This is a genomic window from Kitasatospora sp. NPDC101155 (genome assembly GCF_044768305.1).
Taxonomy (GTDB): domain Bacteria; phylum Actinomycetota; class Actinomycetes; order Streptomycetales; family Streptomycetaceae; genus Kitasatospora.
The window spans coordinates 16,006-27,929 of sequence record NZ_JBIWPN010000019.1 but is presented as its reverse complement, the minus strand read 5'-3'; the positions used below and the strand labels follow the sequence as shown (position 1 = coordinate 27,929).

Below are 11,924 nucleotides of genomic sequence, written 5' to 3'. Positions count from 1 at the left end.
CTCGGCGGCGCCTTTCGGGTGACCGGGTCGTTGATACGTACAGAAAGAAGGAGGCGCGCGTTCAGCAGGGTCGGCGGCGCAGATCCATCACGTAGTCGTGCGGGGCGCCGGCGCTCTCCGCGGCGTCGGCGATCAGCCCGAGGTAGCGGGCCGCGGGCAGGCCGCCCTCGTAGTCGTTGAGCACGTACGTCCAGACCTGGATGTCGCCGTCCAGGGTCTGCGCGCGCAGCTTGGTCTTGCGGTAGATGCCGAGCTGGACGCCCTCCCAGCGGTCCAGGCCCTCCTCGTCCATCGGCGCGATGTCGTAGAGCGAGACGAAGACCTGGTGCTTCTCGTCCTCGACGACGGTGGCCAGCGAGCCCTCCCAGCCGAGCTGCTCGCCGCCGAAGGTGAGCCGCCAGCCGTCCAGCCACCCCGTGCCGCGCAGCGGGGAGTGCGGGGCTCGGCGGGTCATCTGCCGGGCATCGAGGTTGGTGGCATACGCGGCGTAAAGGGGCATGGGGGCCAGCGTAGCCCGGTCGGCGCACGCGGCGGGCGGTTGTGCGTCCGTACGGAGCCCGGACCCCGTTGTGGCGGCGCTCTCGGCGTGCGGGACAATGGTGAGCGTGACTCGGATCGTGATCATCGGTGGCGGACCCGGCGGCTACGAGGCGGCGCTGGTGGCCGCTCAGCTCGGCGCGGAGGTGACCGTCGTCGACCGCGACGGTCTGGGCGGATCGGCGGTGCTCACGGACTGCGTGCCGTCGAAGACCCTGATCGCGACCGCGGAGGTGATGACCACCTTCGGCAGCTCGTACGAGGAGCTGGGCATCACGGTCGCCCGGGACGGCGACGGCGAGGCGCCGGAGAGCAAGGTCATCGGCGTGGACCTGGGCAAGGTCAACCGCCGTGTGAAGCGCCTGGCGATCGCGCAGTCCCACGACATCACCCAGTCCGTCACCCGCGCCGGGGTCACCGTGCTGCGCGGCCGGGGCCGGCTCGGCGCCGGCGGGCAGGCCGTGGACGGCTCCCGCGAGGTGCTGGTGGACGGGCCCGACGGCAGCGTCCAGTCGCTGCGCGCCGACGCCGTGCTGATCGCCACCGGCGCCCACCCGCGCGAGCTGCCGGACGCCCAGCCGGACGGCGAGCGGATCCTCACCTGGACCCAGGTGTACGACCTGGAGGAGCTGCCCCGCGAGCTGATCGTGGTCGGCTCCGGTGTGACCGGCGCCGAGTTCGCCGGCGCCTACCAGGCGATCGGCTCCAAGGTCACGCTGGTGTCCAGCCGCGACCGGGTGCTGCCGGGCGAGGACCCGGACGCCGCCGAGGTGCTGGAGGACGTCTTCCGGCGCCGCGGCATGAACGTGATGAGCCGCTCGCGCGCCGAGAGCGCCAAGCGCATCGGCGACCGGGTCGAGGTGACCCTCTCCAACGGCAAGGTGATCGAGGGCACCCACTGCCTGATGGCGGTCGGCTCGATCCCCAACACGGCCGGCATGGGCCTGGAGGAGGCCGGGGTCAAGCTCAACGACTGGGGCCAGGTCCAGGTCGACAGGGTCTCCCGCACCAGCGCCCCGGGCGTGTACGCGGCGGGCGACTGCACCGGCGTCTTCATGCTCGCCTCGGTGGCGGCCATGCAGGGCCGGATCGCGATGTACCACGCGCTCGGCGACGCGGTGCAGCCGCTGAACCTCAAGACCGTGGCCTCCAACGTCTTCACCGACCCGGAGATCGCCACCGTCGGCTACACCGCCGCCGACGTGGAGTGCGGCAAGATGGACGCCGTCGTGGTCAAGCTCCCGCTGCGCGGCAACCCGCGGGCGAAGATGCAGGGCATCCGGGACGGCTTCGTGAAGCTGTTCTGCCGCCCGGGCACCGGCATCGTGGTCGGCGGCGTGGTCGTCGCCCCGCGGGCCAGCGAGCTGATCCACTCGATCTCGCTCGCGGTGGACGCCAATCTGACCGTCGAACAGGTGGCCAGCGCCTTCACCGTCTACCCGTCGGTCTCCGGCTCGACCGCCGAGGCCGCGCGGCAGCTGCACATCCGCAAGCGGGCCGACGGCGAATCCTGAGCCCGAGGCGTGAAGTTGAGGGCGGCTGCCGATCGGCGGCCGCCCTTCGCGCATGAGTGATCGTCACCCGGACAGCGGGCGCGGTCCAGGGCTATTGACGGCGCGTATTGTACGGTCACGCGCTGCTCGTGCGCGAGCAATTCCCGCTACTAGCTGCAAACGCCTGAAAGCAGACGGTCACGCGGGTTACCGTCGGTTCTGTGTTTGCAGCAGAACGTCGCCAGTTGATCCTCGAAATGGTGCGCGCCAACGGAGCCGTCTCGCTCCGGGAGTTGGCCCGCGTCGTCCAGACCTCCGAAGTGACCGTGCGCCGCGACGTGCGGGCGCTGGAGGCAGAAGGGCTCCTCGACCGCCGGCACGGCGGCGCGGTGCTCCCCGGCGGCTTCAGCCGCGAACCCGGCTACCCGCAGAAGACCCACCTGTCCGCGGCGGAGAAGAGCGCCATCGCGGACCTCGCCGCCGGGCTGGTGGAGGAGGGCGACGCGGTGGTGGTCGGAGCCGGCACCACCACCCAGGAGCTGGCCCGCCGGCTGGCCAGGGTGCCCGGCCTGACGGTGGTCACCAACTCGCTGCTGGTCGCCCAGGCGCTGGCGCACGCCAACCGGGTCGAGGTGGTGATGACCGGTGGCACCCTGCGCGGCTCCAACTACGCGCTGGTGGGCAGCGGCGCCGAGCAGTCGCTGCAGGGGCTGCGGGTCACCAAGGCCTTCATCTCCGGCAGCGGGCTGACCGCCGAGCGTGGGCTGTCGACCGCGAACATGCTGTCCGCGAGCGTGGACCGGGCAATGGTGCTGGCGGCCGCCGAGGTCATCGTCCTCGCCGACCACACCAAGCTCGGCGCGGCCGGCATGTTCCAGACCGTGGCCACCGAGACCATCACCCGGCTGGTCACCGACGAGCAGGCCACCGCCGACGACGCCACCGCCCGTGAGCTGGACGCGCTGGCCGACTGCGGGGTGCAGATCGACCTGGCGCCGATCGGCGCGGTCCCCGGCGACGCCCCGGTGCACGGCACGGGCAGCGGCCCGGTCCACCAGACCCAGCCCGGCCCGATGGGCCGCCGTCCCGCCCAGGGCCCCGGCGGCGCCCCGCTGCCCGGCCAGCGCCGCCCCGGGGCGCACGGCGGGCCGGTCGGCCCGGGCGGGATGCCGGTCCGGCTGGCCGAGCTGGGCCTGCCGCGGGGGCGCTGAGGCCGTCGCCCGTACGACCGGGAAACACGACCGGTCCGCACCCCCCGAAGGGAGTACGGACCGGTCGAAGGATTGACGACCGCGGGTCGGACCCCGATTTCGCCGGGGCCCGAACCGCTACGGCCTCGGTCAGTCCTTGATCTCGCAGAGCGCGGCGCCGCTGCTGACGCTCGCGCCCACCTCGGCCTTGAGGCCGACGACGGTGCCCGACTTGTGGGCGTTCAGCGGCTGCTCCATCTTCATCGCCTCCAGGACCACGATCAGCTCGCCCTCGGCGACGACCTGGCCCTCCTCGACGGCGACCTTGACGATGGTGCCCTGCATCGGCGAGGCCAGGGTGTCACCGCTGACGGCCGAGCCGGCCTTCTTGGCGCCCACCCGGCGCTTGGCCTTGGCGGCACCCGCCGCACCGGCCGCCGGCGCCGTCGAGACGCCCAGCGAGGACGGCAGCGAGACCTCGATCCGCTTGCCACCGACCTCGACGACCACGGTCTCCCGGGTCTCGGCCTCCTCGGCCTCGCCGGCCGAGCCCGCGAACGCCGGGATGGTGTTGTTGAACTCGGTCTCGATCCAGCGGGTGTAGATCGTGAACGGCTCGTCGCTGCCGTGCACCTCGGGCGCGAACGCCGGGTCGGTGACGACCGCCTGGTGGAACGGGATGGCGGTGGCCATGCCCTCCACCTTGAACTCGTTCAGTGCGCGCTTGGCCCGCTCCAGGGCCTGCTTGCGGTCACGGCCGGAGACGATCAGCTTGGCCAGCAGCGAGTCCCAGGCCGGGCCGATGACCGAGCCGGTCTCCACGCCGGAGTCCAGGCGCACGCCCGGGCCGGACGGCGGGGCGAACAGCGTCACGGTGCCGGGCGCGGGCAGGAAGTTGCGGCCCGGGTCCTCGCCGTTGATGCGGAACTCGAAGGAGTGGCCGCGCACCTCCGGGTCGCCGTAGCCGAGTTCCTCGCCGTCGGCGATCCGGAACATCTCGCGGACCAGGTCGATCCCGGTGACCTCCTCGGTGACCGGGTGCTCCACCTGCAGACGGGTGTTCACCTCCAGGAAGGAGATCGTGCCGTCCGTCGCCACCAGGAACTCGCAGGTCCCGGCGCCCTCGTAGCCGGCCTCCTTCAGGATGGCCTTCGACGCGCGGTACAGCTCGGCGTTCTGCTCCGGGGTCAGGAACGGCGCGGGCGCCTCCTCGACCAGCTTCTGGTGCCGGCGCTGCAGCGAGCAGTCACGGGTGGAGACGACCACCACGTTGCCGTGCTTGTCCGCGAGGCACTGGGTCTCCACGTGCCGCGGGTTGTCCAGGTAGCGCTCGACGAAGCACTCGCCGCGACCGAAGGCGGCGACCGCCTCGCGCACCGCGGACTCGTACAGCTCCGGGATCTCCTCCAGCGTGCGGGCGACCTTGAGGCCGCGGCCGCCGCCGCCGAACGCCGCCTTGATGGCGACCGGCAGGCCGTGTTCCTGCGCGAATGCGACGACCTCGTCCGCACCCGAGACCGGGTCCGGGGTGCCGGCCACCAGCGGGGCGCCGGCGCGCTGGGCGACGTGACGGGCGGTGACCTTGTCACCGAGGTCGCGGATGGCCTGCGGCGGCGGGCCGATCCAGGTCAGACCCGCGTCGATGACGGCCTGGGCGAAGTCGGCGTTCTCCGACAGGAACCCGTAGCCGGGGTGGACGGCGTCCGCGCCGGCGTCCTCGGCGGCCTTGAGGACCTTGGCGATGTCGAGGTAACTGGTGCCGGGGGTGTCACCACCCAGCGCGTAAGCCTCGTCGGCCGCGCGGACGTGCAGCGCATCCCGGTCCGGCTCGGCGTAGACGGCGACGCTGGCGATACCGGCGTCCGAGCAGGCCCGGGCGACGCGGACGGCGATTTCCCCGCGGTTGGCGATGAGCACCTTGCGCACTGTGGCTCCCTTCTTGAACCTCGTTGAGTTTATGGATTCCTGGGCAGTACCGGCGAGTAGCCCCAGGTTGTGAACTATCCCACACGCTCGGTGATGGGAATTCGGGCCCCGGACACCGCCCTTGTGGCGACTTCGCAGGTCGAGGCCGGTGCGGTGGGACCGAGGCGGTCGACGGTGGGTGACCGGCGGGCGGCGCGGCGGGACGGTGTCATGGGACACACCTTCCCGCAGCCCGCTTAAGCCGTGGTCGAGGCGGCGGCGGGGCGCCGCAGCGCCTCGGCCGTCACGTCGGCGACGAGTTCCACCATGTCCGGCCCGTACGCCTCCGGGTTGACCACCCGCAGGACGAGCGCGAACGTTCCGTTCCGGCCGTACTTGCGGGCGAGTTCGCGGTGGTGGGACACCAGGTAGCGCACCCCAGCCTGGTTGGCGGTGCCGGTCTGGCCGGAGATCAGGAACACCGGTCGGCCGTCGTCCGGGGTGGCGATCCGGGCCAGCAGGGTGTGCGCCTGGTCCTGGTCGGCGCGGAAGTCGCGGTCGCCCACCACGAGCACGTTGCTGCCCGGACCGGGACCGGAGGTGACCAGCACCCCCGGCAGGCCCCAGGCCAGGTGGGCGGCCATCCGGTCGTTGCTGACCGGACCGCCCAGGCACAGCTCGGTCTTGGTGCCCAGGCCGCGGTGCGCGGCGTCGTGGGCGACCAGTTCGGGCCGGGCGCCGCACTCCTCGACCAGCCCGGCCAGCCACATCAGCGCGTAGGCGTTCCGGCGGGTCACGGTGCGCGCGTGCGAGCCCGTCCCGATGCTGCGGGGCACCACGATCAGGCACTCGCTGCCGGACGGCAGCCCGAGGAAGCCCCCGCACCCGTTCGATCCTGCGGCGCCGCCGCAGGGCCTGGGCCAGCCAGCCCAGGCCGGCGCTGATGGCGCTGGCCACCAGGCCGAGCACCACGTTGAGCACGCTGTCGGTCATCGCCGCGTTCCCTCCCCGTTCGAACGCCGCTCAGCTTAGGGGTGCACCGGCCGGGTGCGGCAGGTTGCTCGGTCCACGGATCGGCCCCGGCCTTCAGGCCCAGAGATCGACCAGCCGGACGTCCAGGTCGGCGAGCAGTCGGCGCAGCAGCGGCAGGGACAGGCCGATGACGTTGCCCGGGTCGCCGTCGATGCCGTCGATGAACGGGGCCGAGCGGCCGTCCAGGGTGAACGCCCCGGCCACGTGCAGCGGTTCGCCGGAGGCCACGTAGGCGGCGATCTCCTCGTCGTCCGGGGTGCCGAAGCGGACGGTGGTGGAGGCGGTCGCCGAGGACTGCCGACCGGTGACGGTGTCGATCACGCAGTGGCCGGTGCGCAGCACGCCGGCGCGGCCGCGCATCGACTGCCAGCGGGCCAGCGCCTCGGCGGCGTCGGCGGGCTTGCCGAGGGCCTCGCCGTCCAGCTCCAGGACGGAGTCGCAGCCGATCACCAGCTCGCCGGCGGTCAGTTCGGCGGCGACGGCCTTCGCCTTGGCCTCGGCCAGGACGAGGGCGAGCTCGGCGGGGGAGGCGGCGCTGAGCGCGTCCTCGTCGACGCCGCTGACCACTACGCGCGGGTCGAGCCCCGCCTGGCGCAGCAGCCCGAGGCGGGCGGGGGAGGCGGAGGCGAGGACGAGGGGGCGCTGGTCGGTCATGCCCACCAGGGTAGGGGGTGCCGGTGTCCGCCGTTCGGGTGAACGGCTCAGGTGAACGACCGGGCGATCATGATCAGGACGGCGCCTACCAGCACCAGGGCGGCGAGCACCTTGCCGGCCCGCTGCATCCGTTCCTGCATGCGGCGGGCCTCGGGCGAGGGCTCATCGCGGGGGTCTGACCAGAGCACCTGTCCAGAGTGCGCCGCGCGGGGGCCGGGCGCCTGAGTATCCGTACTCAGGTTTCGGGCGACGCCGGCGGCCGGACGGGAAGGAAACAGCCCTGAGCCGAGTCGAAGGGCCCGCCCCGAGCCGAAGGGGCGCGCCGGTGCCGAAAGGGAGGAGCGACAAGCGAGGCACGAGCGCCGGAGCGCCGACCGTCGGCGCCGGGTCAGAGCGCCCCGGAGGCGAGCGGGCGAGTATCAGTGCGCCGACCGTCGGCGCCGGGCCGAAAGCGCCCCGGAGGCGAGCGGGCGAAAAACACAGCACAGGAAGTCGGACGGGCCGACTTCCTGCGCTGCGCGCGTCAACTCAGTGCGCCCAGCCCGACGTCCGCCAGGCGTTGACGCCCGGGTGGACGGCGGGGCGGAGCAGGCGGGAGCGGTCGTTCCAGGGGGAGGCCGGGCCGACGCCGGCCTGGCGCGCCGCCTCGGCGGCGGCCTGCGCGGCGGCGGCCCGGGCCTGGACCACCGCCAGGACGGTGGCGAGCTCCTCGGGGGTCGGCTGCCCGTGCAGCACGTGGATCGGGGACATGGCGTGTTCTCTCCCGACAGGGATGGGGCCTACAGGGGGATGTTGCCGTGCTTCTTGGGCGGCAGCACCTCGCGCTTGCCGCGCAGGGCCCGCAGACCCCGGACGATGTGCCGACGGGTCTCGCTCGGGGCGATCACTGCGTCGACGTAGCCGCGCTCGGCGGCCAGGTACGGGTTCAGCAGGGTGTCCTCGTACGAGGCGATCAGCTCGGCCCGCTTCTCCTCGACGGCGCCGGCCGCCTCGGCCTCGGCGATCTCTCGGCGGTGCAGGATGTTGATCGCGCCCTGCGCGCCCATCACCGCGATCTGGGCGGTCGGCCAGGCCAGGTTGAGGTCGGCGCCCAGGTGCTTGGAGCCCATGACGTCGTACGCGCCGCCGAAGGCCTTGCGGGTGATCACGGTGATCAGCGGGACGGTGGCCTCGGCGTAGGCGTAGATCAGCTTGGCGCCGCGGCGGATGATGCCGTCCCACTCCTGCTCGGTGCCGGGCAGGAAGCCGGGCACGTCGACGAAGGTCAGCACCGGGATGTTGAAGGAGTCGCAGGTGCGGATGAAGCGCGCGGCCTTCTCGCTGGCGTTGATGTCCAGGCAGCCGGCCAGGTCCATCGGCTGGTTGCCGACGATGCCGACCGGGTGGCCCTCGACCCGGCCGAAGCCGGTGATGATGTTGCCCGCGTACAGCGGCTGGGTCTCCAGGAACTCGCCGTCGTCGACGATGTGCTCGATCAGCTTGCGCATGTCGTACGGCTGGTTCGCCGAGTCCGGCACGATCGTGTCGAGTTCGAGGTCCTCGTCGGTGATCGACAGGTCGGCCTGCTCGGGGTAGGACGGCGGGTCGCTCAGGTTGTTGGAGGGCAGGTACGAGAGCAGGCTCTTGACGTACTCGATCGCCTCCTTCTCGTCCGTGGCCAGGTAGTGGGCGTTGCCGGACTTGGTGTTGTGGGTGCGGGCGCCGCCCAGCTCCTCCATGCCGACGTCCTCGCCGGTCACGGTCTTGATCACGTCCGGGCCGGTGATGAACATGTGCGAGGTCTGGTCGGCCATCACCACGAAGTCGGTGATCGCGGGGGAGTAGACCGCGCCGCCGGCGCAGGGGCCCATGATCAGCGAGATCTGCGGGATGACGCCCGAGGCGTGCACGTTGCGGCGGAAGATCTCGCCGTACAGGCCGAGCGATACCACGCCCTCCTGGATCCGGGCGCCGCCGGAGTCGTTGATGCCGATGACCGGGCAGCCGGTCTTCAGCGCGAAGTCCATCACCTTGACGATCTTCTCTCCGAAGACCTCGCCGAGCGAACCGCCGAAGACGGTGAAGTCCTGGGCGAAGACCGCGACCTGGCGGCCGTCGACGGTGCCGTAGCCGGTCACCACGCCGTCGCCGTACGGGCGGTTCTTCTCCTGGCCGAAGTTGGTCGAGCGGTGCCGCGCGAACTCGTCGAACTCGACGAAGGAGTCCTCGTCCAGCAGCTCCACGACCCGCTCGCGGGCGGTCAGCTTGCCCTTGGCGTGCTGCTTCTCCACGGCCTTGGCCGAGCCGGAGTGCACCGCCTCGTCCAGCCTGCGCCGCAGGTCGGCGAGCTTGCCTGCGGTGGTGTGGGGGTCGTACGGGGCCTCGGTCATGCGGTGGCTCTCCCTGATCATGGGCCGCGGCCTGTTCGATTGCGTGCGGGCCGGCGTTGGGGGCTCGCGCATGAGGGCAGGGCGGCGCTGCGAACTACCGTTGGGTAGCGTAGCCAGCGCGCAGGGCGATGCGGCATGTCCTGGCGTTATGGCCATCGACACAGTGTGTTAACGCGCGTCATGCGGGACGATAGGGCGGACTACGCCTCTAGTCTGCTGCCCATGACCGCACCCGACACCCCCCGCCGCAGCGGACTGCGCGGCTTCGGCCGTACCGGACCGTCCCCCTGGACCAACCTGGACCGGCCGCCGCTGGACGAGGAGGCGCTGCGCCGGGACCTGGTCGTCCCGGGCGGGCTCTGGACCTCGCTGGACGTCGTCGCCGAGACCGGCTCCACCAACACCGACCTCGCCGAGCGGGCCCGGGCCGGTGCCCCGCAGGGCGCGGTGCTGGTCGCCGAGGCGCAGAGCGCCGCGCGCGGGCGGCTGGACCGGCAGTGGAGCGCCCCGGCCCGCTCCGGGCTGTTCCTGTCCTTCCTGCTGCGCCCCGAGGAGGTGCCGGTCGAGCGGTACGGCTGGCTGCCGATCCTGGTCGGGGTGGCCGCCGCCAGCACGCTCGGCCGGGTGGCCGGGGTCGAGGCCGGGTTGAAGTGGCCCAATGACCTGCAGGTGGAGATCGACGGCGCGGAGCGCAAGCTCGGCGGCATCCTCACCGAGCTCAGCGGCGGCGCGGTGGTGGCCGGGATGGGGCTGAACGTCTCGCTGCGCGCGGAGGAGCTGCCCGTCCCCACCGCCGCCTCGCTCGCGCTGGCGGGCGCCGAGACCACCGACCGCTCCGTCCTGCTGCGCGCCCTGCTGCGCGAGTTCGCCGTGCTGTACCGCGAATGGACGGCCGCGGCCGGGGACCCGCACGCGAGCGACCTGATGCGCGCGTACGTGGACCGCTGCACCACCCTGGGCCGCCAGGTGAAGGTGCACCTGCCGGGCGACCGCGAGCTGGTCGGCGAGGCGGTGGCGATCGACGGGGACGGCCGCCTGGTGGTCCGTACCGCCGACGGCGCGCGCCGGGCGGTCGGCGCGGGGGACGTGGTGCACGTCCGCCCCGAAGCCCCCTGAACGGCAGTCTTCACCTCCCCTTGACTCGGGCGGATGCCCCGGATCACGGGATTCCGTGCGAACATTCCACCTGGCAGCAGTGTGAGGCGCGCCACTGCCCGCCCGGGTGGCGGGCGGCGCGCCCGGACAGGTAGGAAACGAGGCAAGTGCGGCAACCGCACGGGGACGGACCGGTGGCAGGGGACGGCAGCGGCGGGACGGCGGGCAACCACGACCCCACGGTCGCGCTCGAACTGGAACGCCTGATCCTGGACGCGCCACGCCGCTACACCCCGTACCAGGCCGCGCGCGCCGCCGACGTCCCGATGGAGCTGGCCACCCGCTTCTGGCGGGCCATGGGCTTCCCCGACATCGGCCAGTCCCGGGCGCTCACCGACGGCGACGTGATCGCGCTGCGGCGCCTCGCCGGCCTGGTCGAGTCCGGTCTGCTCAGCGAGTCGATGGCGATCCAGGTGGCCCGTTCCACCGGCCAGACCACGGCCCGGCTGGCCGGCTGGCAGATGGACACCTTCCTGGAGAACCTCACCCAGTCCGCCGAGCCGGGGCTGACCCGCGCCGACGTCGCGTACCCGCTGGTCGAGCTGCTGCTGCCGGAGCTGGAGCAGTTCCTGGTGTACGTCTGGCGGCGCCAGCTGGCCGCCGTCACCGGCCGGGTGGTGCAGGCCGCCGAGGACAACGAGATCACCAGCGGCCGGCTCGCGGTCGGCTTCGCGGACCTGGTCGGCTTCACCCGGCTGTCGCGGCGGCTGGAGGAGGAGGAACTCGGCGAGCTGGTCGAGACCTTCGAGAACACCTGCTCCGACCTGATCGCCGGGCAGGGCGGCCGGGTGATCAAGACCCTCGGCGACGAGATCCTCTACGTCTCCGAGGACCCGGCGACCGCCGCCGAGATCGCGCTGAGCCTGATCGAGGCGCTGGCCGAGGACGACACCATCCCGGCGCTGCGGGTCGGCATGGCCTTCGGGACGGTCACCCAGCGGATGGGCGACGTCTTCGGCACCACGGTGAACCTGGCCAGCCGGCTCACCTCGATCGCGCCCAAGGACGCGGTGCTGATCGACGGGCAGTTCGCCGCCGCGCTGGAGCAGAACGGCAGCGTCGCCCCGGCCGACTCGGAGGGGCCGGGTCTGGCGGAGGCGCTGTCGGTGGCCGCCGGGATGCCCGCCTCCGGGCTGCCGGTGCCGGGGCCGGACGCGGGGGCCCGGTTCCACCTGCAGCCGATGTGGCGGCGGCCGGTGCGGGGGCTGGGGCTGGTCGAGCCGTGGCTGCTGTCGCGGCGGCTGAAGCCGGAGTAGCGGGCGGGTGCCTCCTCCTGGGGCCTCCTCCCGGGCTCCTCGGGCGGCCGAGTCGGGCAGGGGCTCCGGGGGCGCTCCGAGGGGTACCCGAGTCCGGGAGGGGCCTCCGAGTGGCCGAACGGTTGAAAGCCGTACGGTCCGCTGCGGGTCCATCCGGGCAAACGGGGCATAACCGAACGAAATCGCCATAGTCTTGGTGCAAGCGGCCGGACGGGTGCGATCGGCTTCGGGGGTCTGGCAGGACCGAGCACAGGGAGCGAGGCGAGCCGGTGAGCAGTGAGGCGATCATGACGGACCGCGGCTGCGACTGCGATGGCCCGCGCCGCCCCGACC

General features: G+C 72.7%; 11 protein-coding genes. 4 read left to right on the top strand and 7 right to left on the bottom strand.

The window, feature by feature from the left end; translation table 11 throughout:
- Positions 1–61: 61 nt before the first annotated feature.
- Positions 62–499, bottom strand: coding sequence for a gamma-glutamylcyclotransferase (locus tag ACIRYZ_RS26360; protein WP_393025667.1), 438 nt, complete (start codon positions 497–499; stop codon positions 62–64).
- A gap of 97 nt (positions 500–596) precedes the next feature.
- On the opposite strand from ACIRYZ_RS26360, the gene ACIRYZ_RS26355 reads away from it, so the two are divergent.
- Positions 597–2,051, top strand: coding sequence for an NAD(P)H-quinone dehydrogenase (locus ACIRYZ_RS26355; RefSeq protein ID WP_402948454.1), 1,455 nt, complete (start codon positions 597–599; stop codon positions 2,049–2,051).
- 200 nt (positions 2,052–2,251) lie between these two features.
- Positions 2,252–3,241 carry a DeoR/GlpR family DNA-binding transcription regulator gene (locus ACIRYZ_RS26350; RefSeq protein ID WP_387616859.1) on the top strand — a complete coding sequence of 330 codons (990 nt, stop codon included), beginning with the start codon at positions 2,252–2,254 and terminating at the stop codon, positions 3,239–3,241.
- Positions 3,242–3,370: 129 nt separating this feature from the next.
- Here ACIRYZ_RS26350 and ACIRYZ_RS26345 read toward each other — a convergent pair whose 3' ends face one another.
- The 6 genes from ACIRYZ_RS26345 to ACIRYZ_RS26320 form a co-directional block, all read right to left on the bottom strand.
- Positions 3,371–5,146, bottom strand: a complete 1,776-nt coding sequence (locus tag ACIRYZ_RS26345) for an acetyl/propionyl/methylcrotonyl-CoA carboxylase subunit alpha (RefSeq protein ID WP_393025673.1) — start codon at positions 5,144–5,146, stop codon at positions 3,371–3,373.
- A gap of 236 nt (positions 5,147–5,382) precedes the next feature.
- Positions 5,383–5,961, bottom strand: coding sequence for a hypothetical protein (locus tag ACIRYZ_RS26340; RefSeq protein WP_402948451.1), 579 nt, complete (start codon positions 5,959–5,961; stop codon positions 5,383–5,385).
- 250 nt (positions 5,962–6,211) lie between these two features.
- Positions 6,212–6,811: a nucleoside triphosphate pyrophosphatase gene (locus ACIRYZ_RS26335; protein ID WP_402948449.1), complete on the bottom strand. Its 600-nt coding sequence runs from the start codon at positions 6,809–6,811 to the stop codon at positions 6,212–6,214.
- Between the two features lie 47 nt (positions 6,812–6,858).
- Positions 6,859–6,999: a morphogenic membrane protein MmpB gene (mmpB, locus tag ACIRYZ_RS26330; protein WP_380610560.1), complete on the bottom strand. Its 141-nt coding sequence runs from the start codon at positions 6,997–6,999 to the stop codon at positions 6,859–6,861.
- A gap of 340 nt (positions 7,000–7,339) precedes the next feature.
- Entirely contained in the window at positions 7,340–7,561 is a 222-nt protein-coding gene (locus ACIRYZ_RS26325) for an acyl-CoA carboxylase subunit epsilon (protein ID WP_387616863.1), read from the bottom strand.
- 29 nt (positions 7,562–7,590) lie between these two features.
- Positions 7,591–9,180, bottom strand: coding sequence for an acyl-CoA carboxylase subunit beta (locus ACIRYZ_RS26320; protein ID WP_402948445.1), 1,590 nt, complete (start codon positions 9,178–9,180; stop codon positions 7,591–7,593).
- 222 nt (positions 9,181–9,402) lie between these two features.
- Between ACIRYZ_RS26320 and ACIRYZ_RS26315 the strand changes: the two genes are divergently transcribed.
- Entirely contained in the window at positions 9,403–10,296 is an 894-nt protein-coding gene (locus tag ACIRYZ_RS26315) for a biotin--[acetyl-CoA-carboxylase] ligase (RefSeq protein ID WP_402948442.1), read from the top strand.
- A gap of 173 nt (positions 10,297–10,469) precedes the next feature.
- Positions 10,470–11,591 (top strand): adenylate/guanylate cyclase domain-containing protein, encoded by a 1,122-nt coding sequence (locus ACIRYZ_RS26310; protein WP_402948631.1) that lies wholly within the window; start codon positions 10,470–10,472, stop codon positions 11,589–11,591.
- Positions 11,592–11,924 lie beyond the last annotated feature (333 nt).

Excerpts from the sequence above, each read along its gene's own strand:
- ACIRYZ_RS26325 (WP_387616863.1), bottom strand. The coding sequence starts at position 7,561 with ATGTCCCCGATCCACGTGCTGCACGGGCAGCCGACCCCCGAGGAGCTC.
- ACIRYZ_RS26335 (WP_402948449.1), bottom strand. The coding sequence starts at position 6,811 with ATGACCGACCAGCGCCCCCTCGTCCTCGCCTCCGCCTCCCCCGCCCGC.
- ACIRYZ_RS26320 (WP_402948445.1), bottom strand. The coding sequence starts at position 9,180 with ATGACCGAGGCCCCGTACGACCCCCACACCACCGCAGGCAAGCTCGCC.
- ACIRYZ_RS26355 (WP_402948454.1), top strand. The coding sequence starts at position 597 with ATGGTGAGCGTGACTCGGATCGTGATCATCGGTGGCGGACCCGGCGGC.
- ACIRYZ_RS26315 (WP_402948442.1), top strand. The coding sequence starts at position 9,403 with ATGACCGCACCCGACACCCCCCGCCGCAGCGGACTGCGCGGCTTCGGC.
- ACIRYZ_RS26360 (WP_393025667.1), bottom strand. The coding sequence starts at position 499 with ATGCCCCTTTACGCCGCGTATGCCACCAACCTCGATGCCCGGCAGATG.